The organism is Streptomyces sp. CB01580, from assembly GCF_001905795.1.
Lineage (GTDB): Bacteria > Actinomycetota > Actinomycetes > Streptomycetales > Streptomycetaceae > Streptomyces.
Map to the genome: position 1 here is coordinate 55,629 of NZ_LIXJ01000015.1, position 18,700 is coordinate 74,328.

The 18,700-nt window shown below is 70.3% G+C and carries 18 protein-coding genes and 1 pseudogene; 13 read left to right on the plus strand and 6 right to left on the minus strand.

Annotation, left to right across the window (positions count from 1 at the left end; all coding sequences use genetic code 11):
• Positions 1–192 precede the first annotated feature (192 nt).
• Together AMK22_RS21520 and AMK22_RS21525 are read left to right on the plus strand one after the other, a co-directional pair.
• Positions 193–459 (plus strand): DUF397 domain-containing protein, encoded by a 267-nt coding sequence (locus AMK22_RS21520; RefSeq protein ID WP_073787345.1) that lies wholly within the window; start codon positions 193–195, stop codon positions 457–459.
• A gap of 161 nt (positions 460–620) precedes the next feature.
• Positions 621–2,462: a protein kinase domain-containing protein gene (locus AMK22_RS21525; RefSeq protein ID WP_242434085.1), complete on the plus strand. Its 1,842-nt coding sequence runs from the start codon at positions 621–623 to the stop codon at positions 2,460–2,462.
• A 102-nt stretch (positions 2,463–2,564) separates the two neighbouring features.
• Here AMK22_RS21525 and AMK22_RS39590 read toward each other — a convergent pair whose 3' ends face one another.
• Entirely contained in the window at positions 2,565–2,720 is a 156-nt protein-coding gene (locus tag AMK22_RS39590; protein WP_158072072.1) for a hypothetical protein, read from the minus strand.
• Between the two features lie 351 nt (positions 2,721–3,071).
• Here AMK22_RS39590 and AMK22_RS21530 point away from each other — a divergent pair, with 351 nt between their 5' ends.
• From AMK22_RS21530 to AMK22_RS21540, 3 genes are read left to right on the plus strand one after another with little or no spacing between them, the layout of a single operon-like run.
• Positions 3,072–3,422 (plus strand): hypothetical protein, encoded by a 351-nt coding sequence (locus AMK22_RS21530; protein ID WP_143203590.1) that lies wholly within the window; start codon positions 3,072–3,074, stop codon positions 3,420–3,422.
• Positions 3,406–4,167: a hypothetical protein gene (locus AMK22_RS21535; protein ID WP_206780479.1), complete on the plus strand. Its 762-nt coding sequence runs from the start codon at positions 3,406–3,408 to the stop codon at positions 4,165–4,167. The genes AMK22_RS21530 and AMK22_RS21535 overlap by 17 nt, the downstream gene beginning before the upstream one ends.
• Positions 4,164–5,015, plus strand: coding sequence for a transporter substrate-binding domain-containing protein (locus AMK22_RS21540; protein ID WP_073787351.1), 852 nt, complete (start codon positions 4,164–4,166; stop codon positions 5,013–5,015). The genes AMK22_RS21535 and AMK22_RS21540 overlap by 4 nt, the downstream gene beginning before the upstream one ends.
• 25 nt (positions 5,016–5,040) lie before the next feature.
• Here AMK22_RS21540 and AMK22_RS21545 read toward each other — a convergent pair.
• From AMK22_RS21545 to AMK22_RS21555, 3 genes and pseudogenes are all read right to left on the minus strand, one after another.
• Positions 5,041–5,284, minus strand: a pseudogene (locus AMK22_RS21545) (IS5/IS1182 family transposase); the annotation flags it as partial.
• A gap of 185 nt (positions 5,285–5,469) precedes the next feature.
• The gene (locus tag AMK22_RS21550) at positions 5,470–6,075 is read right to left on the minus strand and encodes a hypothetical protein (RefSeq protein ID WP_073787532.1); all 606 of its coding nucleotides are present in this window, start codon (positions 6,073–6,075) and stop codon (positions 5,470–5,472) included.
• 138 nt (positions 6,076–6,213) lie between these two features.
• Complete coding sequence (locus AMK22_RS21555) at positions 6,214–6,885, minus strand: pirin family protein (RefSeq protein ID WP_073787353.1); 672 nt, start codon at positions 6,883–6,885, stop codon at positions 6,214–6,216.
• Positions 6,886–7,016: 131 nt separating this feature from the next.
• On the opposite strand from AMK22_RS21555, the gene AMK22_RS21560 reads away from it, so the two are divergent.
• The 5 genes from AMK22_RS21560 (at position 7,017) to fabF (ending at position 11,916) form a co-directional block, all read left to right on the plus strand.
• Positions 7,017–8,216 (plus strand): PucR family transcriptional regulator, encoded by a 1,200-nt coding sequence (locus AMK22_RS21560; RefSeq protein ID WP_199883289.1) that lies wholly within the window; start codon positions 7,017–7,019, stop codon positions 8,214–8,216.
• An 89-nt stretch (positions 8,217–8,305) separates the two neighbouring features.
• Positions 8,306–9,220 carry an ACP S-malonyltransferase gene (locus AMK22_RS21565; RefSeq protein WP_073787357.1) on the plus strand — a complete coding sequence of 305 codons (915 nt, stop codon included), beginning with the start codon at positions 8,306–8,308 and terminating at the stop codon, positions 9,218–9,220.
• A gap of 13 nt (positions 9,221–9,233) precedes the next feature.
• Positions 9,234–10,265, plus strand: coding sequence for a ketoacyl-ACP synthase III (locus tag AMK22_RS21570; RefSeq protein ID WP_073787359.1), 1,032 nt, complete (start codon positions 9,234–9,236; stop codon positions 10,263–10,265).
• 62 nt (positions 10,266–10,327) lie between these two features.
• Positions 10,328–10,576: an acyl carrier protein gene (locus AMK22_RS21575; RefSeq protein WP_072483507.1), complete on the plus strand. Its 249-nt coding sequence runs from the start codon at positions 10,328–10,330 to the stop codon at positions 10,574–10,576.
• A gap of 77 nt (positions 10,577–10,653) precedes the next feature.
• Positions 10,654–11,916: a beta-ketoacyl-ACP synthase II gene (gene fabF, locus AMK22_RS21580; protein WP_073787361.1), complete on the plus strand. Its 1,263-nt coding sequence runs from the start codon at positions 10,654–10,656 to the stop codon at positions 11,914–11,916.
• Between the two features lie 222 nt (positions 11,917–12,138).
• On the opposite strand, the gene AMK22_RS21585 is transcribed toward fabF, so the two are convergent.
• Positions 12,139–12,633 carry a DUF3145 domain-containing protein gene (locus tag AMK22_RS21585; RefSeq protein ID WP_073787363.1) on the minus strand — a complete coding sequence of 165 codons (495 nt, stop codon included), beginning with the start codon at positions 12,631–12,633 and terminating at the stop codon, positions 12,139–12,141.
• A 349-nt stretch (positions 12,634–12,982) separates the two neighbouring features.
• Here AMK22_RS21585 and AMK22_RS21590 point away from each other — a divergent pair, with 349 nt between their 5' ends.
• The gene (locus AMK22_RS21590; RefSeq protein ID WP_073787365.1) at positions 12,983–13,897 is read left to right on the plus strand and encodes an SGNH/GDSL hydrolase family protein; all 915 of its coding nucleotides are present in this window, start codon (positions 12,983–12,985) and stop codon (positions 13,895–13,897) included.
• A gap of 117 nt (positions 13,898–14,014) precedes the next feature.
• Positions 14,015–15,079, plus strand: a complete 1,065-nt coding sequence (locus AMK22_RS21595) for an aldose epimerase family protein (protein ID WP_073787367.1) — start codon at positions 14,015–14,017, stop codon at positions 15,077–15,079.
• Positions 15,080–15,257: 178 nt separating this feature from the next.
• Here AMK22_RS21595 and AMK22_RS21600 read toward each other — a convergent pair whose 3' ends face one another.
• Positions 15,258–17,747: a glycoside hydrolase family 3 protein gene (locus AMK22_RS21600; RefSeq protein ID WP_073787369.1), complete on the minus strand. Its 2,490-nt coding sequence runs from the start codon at positions 17,745–17,747 to the stop codon at positions 15,258–15,260.
• Between the two features lie 207 nt (positions 17,748–17,954).
• Here AMK22_RS21600 and AMK22_RS21605 point away from each other — a divergent pair, with 207 nt between their 5' ends.
• The gene (locus AMK22_RS21605) at positions 17,955–18,587 is read left to right on the plus strand and encodes a TetR/AcrR family transcriptional regulator (protein ID WP_073787371.1); all 633 of its coding nucleotides are present in this window, start codon (positions 17,955–17,957) and stop codon (positions 18,585–18,587) included.
• Positions 18,588–18,700 lie beyond the last annotated feature (113 nt).

The window sequence follows — 18,700 nt, forward strand, 5'->3', positions numbered from 1 at the left end:
TCCTCCAAGAAACGAAATTTCGACCAAGGGAACCGTTTCCCCAGACTTTTCGAGCACTTGTTCAACTGGCCGATATTGACGTGTCCGGTTCCGGCCTTTGCTCCCTCACCTCCCCCCTACGGCAGCACGCCGGGAGATCGGTTCTCGCCCGTGGCACCATCTGCTTGAGGCTTCGCGCATTGGAGGATCGCTATGCGGACCAGTCACGGCCTGACCGGAGCACGGTGGCGGAAGTCGACGTACAGCGGCACCAGCGGTGGCGACTGCATCGAGTGCACCGTCACCGGCGGTGCGGCCTGGCGCAAGTCGACGTACAGCGGAAACACCGGCGGCGACTGCGTGGAGGTGGCCGACGGCCTCCCCTGCGCCGTCCCCGTCCGCGACAGCAAGAACCCCGACGGCCCCACCCTCACCATCGGAGCCGACGCCTGGCGGCACTTCGTCGACAGCCTCCGCTGACCTCTCGCACAGGCACAAGTGCCGCTCCCGGCACGAGGGGAGATGAGTGTCCGTCGACTAACACCCGAACTCCGCCTACCAGGATCTTGCGCTGTCCGCTGTCGCCCCCGTACGCCCGTAAGCTGCGGCGGTCCGGTAAGTGTGCGCGGGAGGGGTTCGTCGTGGTGCAGCCGTTGGAGCAAGGGGATCCGAGCTTCCTGGGTGACTACCGGGTGGTGGGTCGCCTGGGTGAAGGCGGGATGGGGCGGGTCTTCCTGGGGCGTTCACCGAGCGGGCGGTCCGTGGCGATCAAGATGGTGCACGCGTCGCTGGTACACGAGCCCGAGTTCCGGGCCCGGTTCCGTAGCGAGGTTCAGGCGTCGCGAGTGGTCGGGGGAGCCTTCACCGCCCCGGTGATCGACGCCGACACGGAGGCCGAACAACCCTGGATGGTCTCCAGCTACATCGCCGGTCCTTCGCTCCACCAGGCGATCGCCGACCAGGGGGTCCTGCCGCCGGTGACACTGGCCGCGCTGGCCGCGGGCCTGGCCGAAGCCCTGGTCTCCATCCACCGGGCCGGGCTGGTGCACCGTGACCTGAAGCCCTCCAACGTGCTGCTCGCCGACGACGGCCCGCGCGTCATCGACTTCGGTATCGCCCGGGCGTTCGACGCCACCAGCCTCACCAGGACCGGGGTCACCATCGGCTCGGCGGGCTTCATGTCCCCCGAGCAGGTCAACGGCGGCCAGATCACCGCGGCCAGCGATGTCTTCTCCCTGGGAGCGGTGCTGGCCTTCGCGGCCATCGGCGTTGGCCCGTTCGGCGTGGGGTCGGCGCCCGTCATGCTCTACCGCATCGTGCACGAGGCCCCGGACCTGGAGGCCGTCCCGGACCCCGCGCTGCGTACCCTGCTGGCCGACTGTCTGGCCAAGGAACCGGCGCTCCGCCCCACTCCGCAGCAGATCCTCCGGCGGGTGACCTCGGCTGCTCCCTGGGCCGGTCACATACCGGCGGCCGACCACTCGGCCGCCGACGGACAGGCCGGCGTGCCCACGCGGCGCGCCACCCTCGCGGAGATGTTCACCCAGTACAGCGGGATGCGGCTCTCCTCGTCGGTGGCGTCCGGCGGGCAGTCACCCGCGCCGGGTGACCCCCGCTGGTCCGTACGCCGCGACGCGACGGCCCCGGCCGCCGCCGGGATCGCGGAGGCGGTGGTACCGGCCGCCTCCCAGGTCCCGGGCAGCGCTGCCGGAGCCTACGAGAAGGCGGCGGCCCCCGTGGCTCCGTCCCCCACGTCCGGGTCCGGGCCGGTGCCTGGGCCCGCGCCGGTGCCTGCGGGGTCCGCGCCCTGGTACGAGTTCGAGCCCGCACTCAGGTCCGTGCCCGGGGCCGGCTCCGGGCCGGTGCCCGCGGGGCCTCGCCCCGTCGGGGCCTGGCGGCTCGACGAACGTTCCGGAGTACGGGCGATGGACATCACCGGACGCCACCACGCCACGGCCACGGCGGTCAGGTGGGGTACGAGCCACGGTGAGGGCGCCGAGTTCAACGGGTTCAGCAGTGAAGTGGCCACCGATTCCGCGGTGATCGACACCGCGCGCGGCAGCTTCACCGTCAGCGCATGGGTCCGGCTCGTTGTGATCCCCCCGCACTTCGTCACCGCGGTCAGCCAGGACGGTGAGGAGACCAGCGGCTTCTACCTCCAGTACTCCTCCGACGAAGGCCGCTGGGCCTTCGCCCGCCCGGATCTGCGCGTCGCTTCGAGGACCGAGCCGGTCGCCGGTGAATGGACCCACCTGACCGGTGTCTGCGACAGCTTCGCCGGGGAGCTGCGTCTCTTCGTGAACGGCGTCCAGGAGGGTTCGGTCCGCGACAGGATCCTGATCGTGTCCGAGGGGCCCTTCGTCATCGGCCGCGCCCGATACGGCAGGAGGCCGGTCGATCACTTCCCGGGCGGCATCAAGGACGTCATGGTCTTCGACCGTGCCCTCACCGAGGCGGAGATCAGCGGCCTGCTCCGGCCGTGATCCGGCTGGAGCCCCGGCACCGGCGCGCAGGCGCTCGCGTCGGGATGGCTGGGCGGGGACGGCTCCGGGTGATCGGCCTGACCTCCTGACCGGCCCGGGGATTCAGGCGGGCAGTTCCCAGATCAGCACCTCGGCCGGTTCCTCCTCGGTCGGGCCCGCCGTCGCCGTCAGCCCCAGACCCGTCTCGCCCGTGATCCGCGCCGCGTCGCCGACGGTGCCCCGCTTCCCCAGGAGCTGCCAGCATTCGAGGGTGGCCATGGCGCGTTCGCCGAGGCTGCAAATCTTGGTGTGATCTTGGTTGTGACGACGGCGTCAGCCGCGCTGATTCTCGCCCCGAAACGGACGCGGCCAGCAGGACCCGCGCCCTGATACGCCTTGTCCACCCAGCACGCCTGACCACGGCCATTACCAGGGTCGCACCATGTCATCTGTTGTCGTAAATGTTTCCGGCGAACGTGAAAACGCCCCGGGAGGCGGGGCAATTATGGCACTTGGTTGCGCGCGTCCCGAGAGGCTGAAAACAGCTGGATATCAGAACCGTTCTCCGGACACCTGTGGGGTCTGGCTCTACGATGGCGCCAATGTCACCTTGACGCAGGGGGATTGAGCATGAGTGAGGATCCGGGAACGGTCGCAGTGACGGCGGGCGTCAATGCTCTTGTCGCGCTTGTCAGCGGCCTGCCTTGGTCGGAGATGGGAAGCCGCATCAGGGGAGTGCTCAGCCGTCGTGGACGTGATGTTCAACCTGCTCTCGCACAGGCTCTGGACGAGGACCGGGACGGGGACGGGGACGGCCGGGCGCACCGGCTGGTCGGCGAACTGAGGCAGCTGCAGGCGGACGATCTGACCGCCGTGGTGGACGAGTTGGAATCCCTGAGGAATCGAACGACGATCAACGTCAGCGGTGGCAACAACGCCATCAACAGCGGCTCCGGTGACCAAAATGTCACGTTCGGCTGATCGCGAGAAGGGGGAGGACGCCCCGTCCCGGCATCAGACGCAGATTGAGGTGAAGAGCGGGAGTAACGCCTTCCATACTGGTCCAGGGGACCAGTATGTGAAATTCGGCGGCGTGTGGGCGCAGGCGGTGGCACTGATAGCGGGGGTGGCCGGAGCCTCGGTGGCGATTGCCATGGCTCCTGAGGCGTCCGACACCCAGTACGCCCTGTATTGCGTGCTGGTGATCTTCTGTGCGACGACTTCCGTGGTGTGTCTCTGGTCTGCCTGCGACGGGGTCAGGAAAAAACTCACTACGTTTACCGCGCTGGTGGCAATTGCTGTTGCAGGAACCGCGCTCGCAACCGGTTCGTACAAGCTGTTGGCCGACCACGGTGACGTGGAGTTGCACATCCCCGTTCGGAGTGACGGTCCGCTGAAGAACAAGGGAGAGGTCCTCGTGGCCTTCAAGGCCCCCTCTCCCCGGTCGCACCTCAGGGTGAAGATGTTCATCGAGGATGAAATTCGCGGATTGACCTGCCACGCTCACTCGGTGGTCTCCCTGATGCCGATAGTGAACGGTGAGGAGCTAAAAGGCGAAATGGTCAGGTTGATGGACGGTCAGACAGGCGAAATCCCTCTCCCCGGCAGGCCCGAAAACGTCGAGCTGCGGGCTGTGGTCGATACGTCCGCCGGTGGGGCGGGATGTCAGGTGAACCTACGTTTCGAATCTGCTGTGCTGCACGACAATGAATGGTGGTTGTTGTGACGAGCAAACTGTCGCGGGTGGCGCTGGCGTGCTGCGGGACACTTCTCCTCGCAACATCGACCGGCTGCGGCTCGGATGAGTGGCCGCAGGGAAAGAAGGTCCGCATCTCGGTGAAGGCGGATCAGCCTGGGACCGGCTATCAGGAAGGGAAGTACGGGGCGCGCACAGGCTTCGACATCGACATCGCGGGCGTAGCGGCCGAAGCGCTCGGCAAGGAACCCGACTTCAGTAATGTGGCATCCGACAAGCGGGATGTGGCTATCGGTGAGGGTGACGCCGATCTGGTCGTTGCTACGTTCTCGATCAACGACGACCGCTTGTCGGGGAAGTACGGGCCCGCTGTTGATTTTGTGGGCCCCTACGCCAAGACCTCCTCGTCCATCCTTGTGCGCGAGGAGGACTATTCCGATGTCCAGAAAACGGATGATTTGGAGGGGAAAAAAGTTTGTACGTGGCCCGGGACGACCTCGGGCGTCGTGGCGTCCGAAAATCTTCCCACCCATGAATCGATCGAGGGAACTGACGCCGGGGACTGCGTGAACAAGCTGAACCAAGGGTACGTGGATGCCGTGTTCACGGACGCCTTACTGCTCCACGGATTCACAAAGATGTATCCAAATCTGCAAGTTGTAGATCTGGATTCCGGGAATTTTCAGTACTATGGGATCGCCCTGCCCAAAGGACACCGGGACGTATGTGAAAAAATCAAGACAGAGCTCAAGAAGTATGTGGGATCGCATGATTGGGCTCAGGCTTTCAGAGAATCACTGCCTGGCGACCCGGTGACTTATCAACCTGCTCCTGGGGACATCGATAAATATTCATGCAGGGACGAGGTCGGGCGTTGACAGTGAGGCTTTTCCACCATCGGCCCGAGCCGGCCAGATGCAGGGCGAGGACGACCTGAACGAGGGCGGTGACTCGGGCGGTGGAGCCACCGCAGCTTGCGGCGGAGTCGCCAGGGCTGGAGGGTGGCCACGGCCTGCTCGACGAGTGCGCGGATCTTCACGCGGGACCGGTTCACCGCTTTTTGACCGGTGGAAAGGGTCTCCCACCGTCCCCAGCACGGGATGCGAACCGTGCCGCCGGCGCCCCGGTAGCCCTTGTCGGCCCGGCACTTGACATCGACCTGGTGACATAGCGGTACGCGGTCGTGGTTCCGACGCCGAATCCGGTGGCGAGCTGGGCCTAAGGGCTGGCGAGAGATGACTCGGCATACGTCGGCGCCGACGCTGATCGGCTTCTTCGCAGCGTAAGGCTGGGGGGCGGGACCGTCCATCCCGCAGGACCGCCCTGCAAGCCTCAGCCCGACGCGCCGACCTTCGGTGAGGGCGTAGGAACGACTGCTTCAGCGGACCAGAAGTCGGAGCGCACGTTGGGCGCAGGAATCTCGCCCAAGGGGTACTCAAGGCCATTGGGCTTGGTCTTGGGATCGGAAACCTCAGACTTCTGCACGCACGGAGTGGCAACCTCGAAAGTGGCCTGTCCCTGGTTCCCGAAGACCAGACTGATCCCGAACCCATCACGCGACTGAGCGAAGATGGCCGGGCGCTCCTTGCTCTGCCTCACCGCAGTGATCTTGTAACCGCTCTTCTTCCAGAAGCGTTCGATCACGCCCAGAAAGTTGCCACGCCGCTGTTCGGAAATGATCGTCACGACCTTCCGGCGGCGGGACACGTCGCAGCTGCCGACAGTCGTGACGTAATGAGCCCACTGGATCTCGGGCACGACAGCCTTGATTGTCGCGTCCAGCATTGCATCCGCACGGTCAGCCGCACTCTGCATGTCCATGACTACCGTATCTCTCCCACCCTCTCGCGCGCCCTTCAGGATTCCGCACCCGGTCAGCAGCACACCGGCCAGCGCTGCCGAAAGCAATGCCCGAACAGCGCGCCTCACGTGCTTCACCTGCACTCTTCCTTGATCACGTCTTCGGGTTTCCCTGCGACGATCGCCGCAATACTCGCCGCGGACACCATGTCTTTCTCCGGCCACACAGAAATCCTGTGGGACAGCCCTTTGTCGCAGCCGAGGACGCGCCGCGGCTCAGGCCGGCAGCTCCCAGATCAGCAGCTCGGCCGGGCCCTCCCCGGCCGGGCCCGTCGCCGTCAGCTCCAGACCCGCCTCGCCCGTGATCCGCGCCGCGTCGCCGGGGCGCAGCGTCTCGCCGCCGATCCGGACCGTTCCGGCCACCACGTGGACGTACACCCGTGGCGCGTCCGGGACCGGCGTGCGCTCGCCGGGGGCCGGTCGGCGCACGTGCAGCACGGCGCCCGCCGCCGGGAGGGCGTGCGGGGTGTCGGCGGCGAGCTCCGGGACGGAGGCGTACGCGGGGTCGCCGCCGGGTTCCAGCGGGGTCAGCCACATCTGGATGAACGTCAGTGGTCCGGGGCCGTCGTTGCGTTCGACGTGGCGGACGCCCGCCGCGGCGCTCAGGTGCTGGAGGCCGCCGGGCCGTACCACCGTGGCGCGGCCGGTCGAGTCGCGGTGGGTCAGTTCGCCCTCGACGACCCAGGTGACGATCTCCGTATGGCTGTGCGGGTGTTCGTCGAAGCCCGCACCGGGAGCGAGCCGTTCCTCGTTGCAGGCCACGACCGGGCCGAAGCGCAGGTTGTCGGGGTCGTAGAAGGTGCCGAAGGAGAAGGCGTGCCGTGTCTCGATACCGGCCGCCTCGTCCCCGCCCCGGAACCGGTCCTCGGAACGCTGTACGGAGATCACCTGCCCACGGTAGCCCCCGCCGGTACGGGACCGCGGACCGCGCCCGCCCGCACGGACCTGCGGCCCCGCCGTTCGACCCGCCACCGCCCCGGGCCTCCGAGCACGTGGCCGGATAAGGCAGTCTTGTGTGCGTGTCCCGACCCGATCCTGAGCAGCCCGCTGCGCACGACGCCCACCTGCACGCCGCGACCCTGAAGCGGCTGGAGCAGTCCTCCGGCCGCCTGGCCGCCAACGCGATCGCCCGCATGGACGAGACGCTGCCGTGGTATCGGGCGATGCCCCCGGAGAACCGGTCCTGGATCGGCCTGGTGGCCCAGGCCGGGATCGCGGCGTTCACCGAGTGGTTCCGGCATCCGGAGACCCCGCAGGCGATCTCCACCGATGTGTTCGGCACCGCGCCGCGTGAGCTGACCCGGGCGATCACCCTGCGGCAGACCGTCGAGATGGTGCGCACCACGATCGAGGTCATGGAGGCCGCGATCGAGGAGGTCGCCGCGCCCGGTGACGAGTCGGCGCTGCGCGAGGCGCTGCTCGTGTACGCGCGGGAGATCGCCTTCGCCACCGCCCAGGTGTACGCGCAGGCCGCGGAGGCCCGTGGCGCCTGGGACGCGCGGCTGGAATCGCTCGTCGTGAACGCGGTGCTGTCCGGCGAGGCCGACGAGGGCGCCGTGTCGCGTGCCGCGGCGCTCGGCTGGAACTCGCCGGAGCACGTCTGCGTGGTCCTCGGCACGGCCCCGGACGGGGACAGCGAGCTGACCGTGGAGGCCATCCGGCGGGCCGCCCGGCACGCCAAGCTCCAGGTCCTGACCGGGGTGCTGGGCAACCGCCTGGTGGTCATCGCGGGCGGCAGCGACAACCCGTTGCAGGTCGCGAAGGCGCTGATCGGGCCGTACGCGGCGGGACCGGTCGTCGCCGGTCCGGTGGTCCCGGACCTGCTGGCGGCCACCCGGTCCGCGCAGGCGGCGGCGGCCGGGCTGAAGGCGTGCCGGGCCTGGCAGGACGCGCCGCGCCCGGTGCTCGCCGACGATCTGCTGCCGGAGCGCGCGATGGCGGGCGACCCCGCCGCGCGGGACCAACTGGTGGAGGAGATCTACAGACCGCTGGAGGAAGCGGGGTCCGCCCTGCTGGAGACGCTGAGTGTGTATCTGGAGCAGGCGAGCAGTCTGGAGGGCGCGGCACGCATGCTGTTCGTCCACCCCAACACCGTGCGCTACCGGCTCCGACGTGTGACTGACGTCACCGGATGGTCGCCATCGGATGTCCGCTCGGCGTTCACTCTGCGAATCGCCCTGATCCTGGGGCGCCTGGCCGCTGGGGATATGCAGACCTAGACTTTTGTCGGACGTCAACAATTCCCCCTACGGTTCTTCGTCCCTGTCCTCACGGGCGCGGCGAACCGTTCACAAGAGAGAGTGTGAGGGTGCTCGTACTCGTCGCTCCCGGCCAAGGCGCTCAGACGCCCGGCTTCCTGACTCCCTGGCTCGATCTCCCCGGTGCCGCCGACCGCATCGCGGCCTGGTCCGAGGCCATCGGGCTCGACCTCGTCCACTACGGCACGAAGGCCGACGCGGAGGAGATCCGCGACACCGCGGTGGCGCAGCCGCTGCTGGTCGCCGCCGGTCTGCTCTCCGCCGCCGCGCTCGACGCCTCGCCCGACATCGTCGCTGGTCACAGCGTGGGTGAGATCACCGCCGCGGCCCTCGCCGGGGTCATCGGCGACGAGGCCGCGCTCCGTCTCGTACGGGCCCGCGGGCTCGCCATGGCCGACGCCGCCGCGATCACCGAGACCGGTATGGCGGCGCTGCTCGGCGGCGAGCCGGAGGTCACGGTCCCGCACCTGGAGAAGCTCGGGCTGACCGCGGCGAACGTCAACGGGGGCGGCCAGATCGTCGCCGCCGGCACCGCGGAGCAACTGGCCGCGCTGGCCGAGGACAAGCCGGAGGGGGTGCGCCGGGTGGTGCCCCTCAAGGTCGCCGGTGCCTTCCACACGCGCCACATGGCTCCCGCCGTCGAGCGGCTGCGCGAGGCGTCGCTGGAGCTGAAGATCAGCGACCCGACCGTGACGTACGTGTCGAACGCCGACGGCAGGTCCGTGGCGACCGGCGACGAGGTCGTCTCCCGGCTGGTCGGCCAGGTCGCGAACCCGGTCCGCTGGGACCTGTGCATGGAGACCTTCAGGGAGATGGGTGTCACGGCGCTCATCGAGGCGTGCCCCGGCGGCACACTCACGGGTCTCGCCAAGCGCGCCCTGCCCGGTGTGCAGACGCTCGCGCTGAAGACCCCCGACGACCTCGAAGCGGCTCGCGCGCTCCTCATCGAGCACGCGGGCGCCTAAGGAGCCCGAGAGCATGTCGAAGATCAAGCCCGCCCAGGGCGCCCCGTACGCGCGGATCATGGGCGTCGGCGGCTACCGGCCGACCCGTGTCGTGCCCAACGAGGTGATCCTCGAGAAGATCGACTCGTCCGACGAGTGGATCCGCTCGCGTTCCGGCATCGTCACCCGCCACTGGGCGAACGACGAGGAGACCGTCTCGGCGATGTCCGTGGAGGCGGCCGGCAAGGCCCTCGCGGACGCCGGCATCAGCCCGGACCAGGTCGGTGCCGTGGTCGTCTCCACCGTCTCGCACTTCGCGCAGACGCCCGCGATCGCCACCGAGATCGCCGACAAGCTGGGCACCGACAAGGCTGCCGCGTTCGACATCTCGGCGGGCTGCGCCGGCTTCGGCTACGGCCTGACGCTCGCCAAGGGCATGGTCGTCGAGGGCTCGGCGGAGTACGTCGTCGTCATCGGCGTGGAGCGGCTGAGCGACCTGACCGACCTGGAGGACCGGGCGACGGCCTTCCTGTTCGGTGACGGCGCGGGCGCCGTCGTCGTCGGCCCGTCCAAGGAGCCCGCGATCGGCCCGACCGTGTGGGGCTCCGAGGGCGACAAGGCCGGCACGATCAAGCAGACCGTGCCGTGGGACAAGTTCCACACCGGCGACGTCTCCCAGCTGCCGCTCGACTCCCAGGGCAACATCAAGTTCCCGGCCATCACGCAGGAGGGCCAGGCGGTCTTCCGCTGGGCCGTCTTCGAGATGGCGAAGGTCGCCCAGCAGGCGCTGGACGCGGCCGGGATCAGCCCGGAAGACCTGGACGTCTTCATTCCGCACCAGGCCAACATGCGGATCATCGACTCGATGGTGAAGACCCTCAAGCTGCCGGAGCACGTCACGGTCGCCCGTGACGTGGAGACCACCGGCAACACGTCCGCCGCCTCGATTCCGCTCGCGATGGAGCGGCTTCTGGCGACCGGTCAGGCCAAGAGCGGCGACACCGCGCTCATCATCGGCTTCGGGGCGGGTCTCGTGTACGCCGCGACGGTCGTTACCCTCCCCTAGACACACCAGGCCATTCGGCCCGGACGTCCGAACCCTGCAGAAACATGTGAAGGAGCGCCAACATGGCCGCCACCCAGGAAGAGATCGTCAAGGGTCTCGCCGAGATCGTCAACGAGATCGCCGGTATCCCGGTCGAGGACGTCCAGCTGGACAAGTCCTTCACCGATGACCTGGACGTCGACTCGCTGTCCATGGTCGAGGTCGTCGTCGCCGCCGAGGAGCGCTTCGACGTGAAGATCCCCGACGAGGACGTCAAGAACCTCAAGACGGTCGGTGACGCTGCCGACTACATCCTCAAGCACCAGGGCTGACGGGCCCGGTACCTGTGTCGCCACCCGGCGGTGGCGCCGCTGATTCACGACCCTCTACACGTGGAGAAGATTTTCCAGTGAGCTCGACCAATCGCACCGTGGTCGTCACCGGTATCGGCGCAACCACTCCGCTGGGTGGCGACTCGGCGTCGACCTGGGAAGGTCTGATGGCCGGTCGTTCCGGCGTCAAGCCTCTTGAGGGCGAACGTTTCGCTGAACTGCCCGTCCGGATCGCGGCCGTCGCGGCCGTGGACCCGGGCGACGTCCTGCCCCGCCCGCTCGCCCGCAAGTTGGACCGCTCGGCGCAGTTCGCGCTGATCGCGGCCCGTGAGGCGTGGGCGGACGCCGGCTTCACCGGCAAGGCCGGTGAGGACGGCCCGGTCCGGCCCGAGCGGCTGGGCGCGGTCGTCGCCTCCGGCATCGGTGGCGTGACCACCCTGCTCGACCAGTACGACGTGCTGAAGGAGAAGGGCGTACGCCGCGTCTCCCCGCACACCGTGCCCATGCTCATGCCGAACGGCCCGGCGGCCAACGTCGGCCTGGAGGTCAACGCCCAGGCCGGTGTGCACACTCCGGTCTCCGCCTGCGCCTCCGGCGCCGAGGCGGTCGGGTACGCCATCGAGATGATCCGTACCGGCCGTGCCGACGTGGTCCTCGCCGGTGGCACCGAGGCCGCGATCCACCCGCTGCCGATCGCCGCGTTCGCCAACATGATGGCGATGTCCAAGAACAACGACGAGCCGCAGAAGGCGTCGCGTCCGTACGACACCGGCCGTGACGGTTTCGTGCTCGGCGAGGGTGCCGGCGTCGTCGTCCTGGAGTCCGCGGAGCACGCCGCCGCGCGCGGCGCCAAGGTCTACTGCGAGGTGCTGGGACAGGGCCTGTCCGCGGACGCCCACCACATCGCGCAGCCCGAGCCGAGCGGTCGCGGCATCGCCGCCGCGCTGCAGAACCTGCTGGACCAGTCGGACCTCAAGCCGTCCGAGGTCGTGCACCTCAACGCGCACGCCACGTCGACGCCGCAGGGCGACATCGCGGAGCTGAAGGCGCTGCGCAAGATCCTCGGCGACGACCTCGACCATGTCGCGATCTCCGCGACGAAGTCGATGACCGGTCACCTCCTCGGTGGCGCGGGCGGTGTCGAGACCGTGGCCACGGTCCTGGCGCTGCACCACCGCACGGCTCCCCCGACGATCAACGTGGACCACCTCGACGAGGAGGTGGAGGCGGACATCGTGCGCGACGAGCCGCGACCGCTGCCCGAGGGGTCCATCGCCGCGATCAACAACTCGTTCGGGTTCGGCGGCCACAACGTCGTCCTGGCGTTCCGCAGCGTCTGACCCGCGACGGTGTCCGGCCCCGGCCGGGACATACGACGAAGCCCGCCTCCCTCTGTGGGAGGCGGGCTCTCGCGTTGTACGGGTGTCCGGAGGAACCCGCACCGTCACGGACTTCCGGAGGGGCCCGTCACGGGCGTGCGCAGGGACCGTCCGGTCGGGGGCGTCCGGAGCAGCCGTCCCGCCACGGGCTTTCGGAGGAACCGCCTCCGGGTCACGCGGCCGTCACACCACCTGGTGCAGCCACCGCACCGGCGCGCCCTCGCCCGCGTGCCGGAAGGGTTCCAGCTCGTCGTCCCACGGCTTGCCGAGCAGCTTGGCGATCTCTTCCTGCAGATCGCTCTCGCCCCGCATGGACCGCGCCAGCGCCGCGCGCAGCCGGTCCTCGGGCACCAGGATGTCGCCGTGCATGCCGGTGACGGCGTGGAAGATGCCCAGCTCGGGCGTGGAGCTGTAGCGCTCGCCCTCGGTCTTGGGGCTCGGCTCCGCCGTCACCTCGAAGCGCAGCATGTCCCAGCCGCGCAACGCGGAGGCCAGCTTCGACGCGGTGCCCGGCCGGGCCTGCCAGGAGAACTCGGACCGCCAGGTGCCGGGCGCGGCCGGTTGTCGGATCCAGTCCAGCTGCACGCGTACACCGAGGACACCGGCCACCGCCCATTCGACATGGGGACAGAGCGCGCGCGGTGCGGAGTGAACGTACAGGACTCCACGTGTCGTCACCGGGACCTCCAGTGTGGGACGAAGTTCGCCTTCCCCAGCGGCCTCACGTCCGTACCGTCGCTTCTCGGCCGGATCCCGAGGTTGTCATCAGTAAACAGCATCGGGGTGAATCTCCTGAAAAGGGACAGTATGTGACGTGATGTGATTTACGGAAAGCCACCCGAGTGGAGCCGGGCGTGGGAACGCGCCGCTGGTTCGACGAGGAAAAGCTACCGCGACACGGCGCCCGGGGTGTGACGTACGGTCGGTCCGGGCACATCATTCGCCCGGCCTTCGTCCCGCGGGGCACCCGGGCCCGCCACCCGGTGCCACCAGGGAATGCCGGGGGCACGACCGAGGGGACCACAGCATGCAGGACCGTTCCGCCCGTCGCCGCCCGCGGATCGCGACCGCCGTCCTGGCGGCGGTCGCGGTGCTGGGCTCCGCCGTGCTGTCGGGCTGCGACTCCGACGGGGACGGCACGGCGGAGGGGGCGGCGGCCGGGAAACGGAAGCCGCCCGCGGCCGGTCCGGTCTGGGACCGCAGCCCGAAGTCGCTGGCCGCCGTCGGGGATTCCATCACCCGCGGCTTCGACGCCTGTTCGGTGCTGACGGACTGTCCGGAGGTGTCCTGGGCCACCGGCACGGACAACATGGTGCGCAGTCTCGCGGTGCGGCTGCTCGGTGAGCCGGGGGCCGCCGCGCGCAGTTGGAACCACGCCCGGACGGGGGCCAGGATCGCGGAGCTGCCGGAGCAGATGGCGCTGGCCGCGAAGGAGAAGCCGGAGCTGGTGACGGTGATGATCGGCGCCAACGACGCCTGCCGGGACACGGTCCGGTACATGACGCCGGTGGCCGATTTTCGTTCTTCTTTCGAGACTGCGATGCGCCAGTTGCGCGCCGGGGCGCCCAAGGCGCAGGTGTACGTGTCGAGCGTGCCGGATCTCATGCGGCTCTGGGAGACGGGGCGGGACAAGGAGCTGGTCAAGCGGATCTGGAGCCTGGGGGTCTGCCGGTCGATGCTGAGCGACCCGGACGACATGGGCGCGGAGGCCGCGGCCAGGCGGGCCTCGGTGCAGAAGCGCGTCGTGGCGTACAACGAGGTGCTGCGGGACGTGTGCGCGAAGGACACGCGGTGCCGCCACGACGGCGGGGCGGTCTTCGCGTACCCGTTCACCGGGGCGCAGCTGAGCCAGTGGGACTGGTTCCATCCCGGGCGCGACGGGCAGGCCCGGCTGGCGGAGATCGCGTACCGGAACGTCACGGCGGAGCAGCCTCCAGCCTGAGCCCGGCGAAGGGCGCGGGGCCGGACGGGTGCTCGGGAGGGCGTGCGGGGCGGGCACGTGCGCCGGGCGGGCGCGCGGGCGGCGGTCTTCGCGCCGGGCCCTCTAAGGTTGGCGATCATGGACACGAGTTCGGGCACGGTGGTCCGTGCGGAGGAGTTCGGCACCCTGGCGGACGGCGCCGTCGTGCACCGCTGGACGCTGGAGCGGGACGGCACACGGGTGCGCGTGCTGACGTACGGCGGCATCGTGCAGTCGGTGGAGGTGCCCGACCGGGACGGGGTGCGGGCAAAGGTGGCGCTCGGGCTGCCGGACCCCGCCGGGTACGAGGCGTTCCCCGGTCCGTACATGGGTGCGCTGGTCGGGCGGTACGCGAACCGGATCGGCGGGGCGTGTTTCGAACTGGACGGGCGCACGCACCGGCTCACGCGCAACGAGGGGCGCAATCATGTGCACGGCGGCGCCAGGGGCTTCGACAAGCGCGTATGGCGGGCGCGGGAGGTCGCCGGGGGTGTGGAGCTGTCCCTGGTCTCGGAGGACGGCGAGGAGGGCTTCCCGGGGCGCCTGACGGTCTCGGCGGCGTACACCCTGGACGAGGGCGGGGCGCTGCGGATCGCGTACCGGGCGACGACGGACGCCCCGACCGTGCTGAACCTGACGAATCACACGTACTGGAACCTCGCGGGCGTCGGCCCGGCCTCGGTCACGGAGGCGGGCACGGACGCCGAGGGCGGCGGCGCCGGGAGCGGCGACGCGCTGGGGCAGGTGCTGCGGATCGCGGCCGGGCGGATCACGCCCGTGGACGGCGAGTCGCTGCCGACGGGCGAGTTCCTGCCGGTGGACGGGACGCGGTTCGACTTCCGCGAGCCGAAGGCGCTCGGGCCCGGCTACGACCACAACTTCGTGCTGGACGGGCCCGGCGCGGACGGATCCGGCGCGGGTCCGGCGGCCGAGCTGTACGACCCGGGGTCGGGCCGCTTCCTGACCGTCACCACGACGGAGCCGGGGCTCCAGCTGTACACGGCCGACCACTTCGACGGGCGGCCGTTCGGGCCGTGCGCCGGGATCGCGCTGGAGACGCAGCACTTCCCGGACTCCCCGAACCGGCCCGGGTTCCCGAGCACGGTGCTGCGGCCCGGCGAGGAGTTCGTGTCGACGACGGTGTACGGGTTCGGGGTGCGCTGAGGGCCTGTCGGGTGGCCTTCGACCGGGCGGGCCACGCCTGTCGGAGGCCACCCGGCAGGCCCTCAGCCCCGCAGCGGGACCGGGTGCGGCTCCGGGGCCCGTCGTCGCGCCGACGGGAGCGGCCCGGCACGCCCGCACACCGGAACCTCCGGGGCGCGGGCGTGCCGGAACGGTTCCGCTACGCGTCGATGTCCACGGCGGCCGTCAGGCGTACGTCGTCGAGGGAGTGGGCCGCCCGCACCTCGTACCTGCCGGGGACGAAGTGCCAGTCGTACGCCTCCTCGTCCCAGATCTCGTACGCGCGCCGGTCGACCGGGATCACCACCTCGACCGACTCGCCCGGCGCGGCCTCGGCACGTGCGAAACCGGCGAGCCGGCGGGCGGGGCGGTCGGCGGTGCGGCGGTGCGGGGCTACGTAGACCTGGACGGTCTCGGCGCCGGGGCGGGTGCCGGTGTTGCGGAGGCGGACGGTGACGCGCTCCGGGGCGGCTGTCAGGCCCTCGTACTCCCAGGTGGTGTAGCCGAGCCCGTGACCGAACGGGTACGCGGGCGCGGTCCCGGCCCGGTCCCAGGCCCGGTAGCCGACGAAGACGCCCTCGTCGTAGTGGAGTTCGCCGTCGGTGGGGGTGGTGTTCGAGACCGGGACGTCGGCGAGCTCGACGGGCCAGGTGGTGGGCAGGCGCCCGCCCGGCTCCTCGGCGCCGAGCAGCACGTCGGCCAGGGCATGGCCGGCCTCCTGGCCGGGGAACCAGCCGAGCAGCACCGCGGCGACCTCGTCGCGCCACGGGAGCTCGACCGGGGAACCCGAGTTGACGATCACGACCGTGTGCGGGTTGACCGCGGCCACGGCCCTGACCAGGTCGTCCTGGTGGCCGGGGAGCTTCAGGGAGGTGCGGTCGAAGCCCTCGGACTCGACGCGTTCGGTGGTGCCGACGACGACGACCGCCGCGTCCGCCGTACGGGCCGCCTCGACGGCCTCGGCGATCAGTTCGGCCGGTTCGCGGCGCGGGCCGAGGTGGCAGAAGGAGAACGAGACGCCGGGGATGGCCGCGTCGTCGCCCAGGGTGTCGGGGACCTGCCGCAGCGAGATCTCGACGGGCTCGCCCGCGGTGAGGACGGTCCGGCCGCGCTCCAGCGGGTTGCCGAAGAACGCCTCGCCGGGGTCGGCGGAGCCGGTGACCTGGTGGACCTCGTCGTACAGGGTCTCGCCCGCGACGGTGAGGCGGAACGCCCCGGTGCCGCGGGTGCCGAAGACGTGCTCGCCGCTGTCGCGCGGGACGAAGGTGCCGGTGATCTCGACGCTGTGCAGCGTCTCGCGGGTGACGCCCCGGGGCAGGTCGTCGCCGATCCACTGCACGGTGCCGTCGTGCAGCGGGGCCGCGGCGAGGACGGTGCCGGAGGCGTCGTAACACACGGCCCTGAGCTCGAAACCCTTCTCGGCGGGGACGAGTTCGTCGTTCGGGTCCGCGCCGACGCGGTAGTCGAGGACGCCCTCGGGAAGGGCGGCGGCGAGGCCGTCCAGCGGTGGGACGACATGGTGCGGGAAGACCTGGGCGGAGCCGCCGCCGAGGACCCGGGCGTCCCGGGCGAGCGCCCCGCTGAGCGCCACCTTGCGGACGGCCGCCGGGTCGAGGGGCAGCGCGGCGCGGCCGGTGCTCGCGACGGGCTCGTTGCGCACCAGGACGAAGGAGCGGCGGGCGATCTCGCGGGCCAGCGCGTCCCCGTCGACGGGCTCGGGCCGGTCGTCCGGGCCGACGGCGGGCGGCGCGCCGTCCAGGACGCCGACGCGGGCGGCGAGCCGCAGTACGTTGCGCACCGCCCCGTCGACGACGGACTCCTCGACCTCCCCCGCCCGTACGGCGTCGGCCAGCGCCTTGCCGTACACGGTCTTCGGCCCGGGCATGGCGACGTCGAGTCCGCCACGGACGGCGGCGACGGTGGAGCGAGCGGCCAGCCAGTCGGAGACGATGTAGCCGTCGAAGCCCCATTCGCCGCGCAGCACCGCGTTCTGGAGGTAGCGGTGCTCGGTCATGGTGGAGCCGTTGACCTGGTTGTAGGCGGACATGATGCCCCACGGGTGGGCGTTCTTGACGATGCGTTCGAACGGGGCGAGGTAGATCTCGCGCAGGGCGCGCGGGGAGACGACGTTGTCGACGGTGAAGCGGTCGGTCTCGGCGTCGTTGGCGACGAAGTGCTTGACGGTGGTGCCGACGCCGCCGTCCTGCACGCCGCGCACATAACCGGTGCCGGTCTCGCCGGTGAGGTACGGGTCCTCGCTGTACGCCTCGAAGTGGCGCCCGCCGAGCGGGGACCGGTGGAGGTTCACGGTCGGGGCGAGGAGGACGTGCACCCCCTTGCGGTGGGCTTCCTGGGCGAGCAGCCGGCCGGCCCGGCGGGCGAGGTCCGGGTCCCAGGTCGCGGCGAGCGCGGTGGGCGAGGGCAGCGCGACGGACGGGTCGTCGGCGCTCCAGGCGACCCCCCGGACGCCGATGGGCCCGTCGGACATCACCAGGGAGCGCAGTCCGACGGCGGGGAGCGCGGGCAGCGACCACATGTCCTGTCCGGCCAGCAGCCGGGTCTTGTCGTCGAGGCCGAGGGCGGCCAGCGCCTTCTCGACCGCGGCCTCCCGGGCCGCGTCGGGGTGGATGGGAGCGGACGCGTCTGCCACGGCCGTACCTCTCGTCGATGTCCTGATAGTGCCGTTTTCCATCCTGACCCCCCGACCGGTTGAGCAGTAGGTTTCGTTACTTTTCCGTAATGTACGGGAATGGCGTACGGTCCTCGGGACGGGACCGGCGCACCGGGGCGGACATATCGGCACGGATATCCGCAAAGGGCGCCGGGGACGGACGCAGCACCGAAAGGGGCCGGGGCGATGGCGCGGGCCAGGAGCGCGAAGCGACGGGCGGAGATTCTCCGTGCCGCGTTCGAGGCGATCGCCGAACGCGGATACCGCGGCGCCTCACTGAACGCCGTCGCCGAGCGGGTCGGCCTCAGCCAACAGGGGCTGCTGCACTACTTCCCGACCAAGGAGGCGCTGCTCATCGCCGTGCTGGAGGAGCGCGACCAGTGGGACCCCGGCGGCACCACCCGCAACGACGGCACCTGGCGGACCGAACTGCTGGACTCGCTCGTGGAGTACAACGCGATGCGGCCCGGGATCGTCCAGACGTTCTCGGCACTGCTCGGCGAGAGCGTGACGGAGGGCCACCCGGCCCGGGAGTTCTTCACCGTCCGCTACACGCAGGCCCGCGCGACCATGGCGGCGATACTGCGCGCGGAGTTCGGCGAGCGGCTGCCGGGCGGGCTGACGCCCGAGCGCGCGGCGCCGCTGCTGGTGGCGGTGATGGACGGGCTCCAGTACCAGTGGCTGCTGGATCCGGACACGGTGGACATGCCCGCCGCGTTCCGGGACTTCCTGGCGCTGCTGCGTCCGAGGAGACCGGGCGGGAAGGAGGGCACCCGACCGCCGCACCCCTCCCGGCACCAGCCCCCTTCCCCGCAATAGCATGAAGCTTCAAGTCGCCGCTAGCTCACGGGAGTTGAGCCACACCGCCGGGTGATTTCCCGGACGGTCTACGCGTGTTCGGACGAGGGCCGGGCCGTGGGCGGACCAGGGTG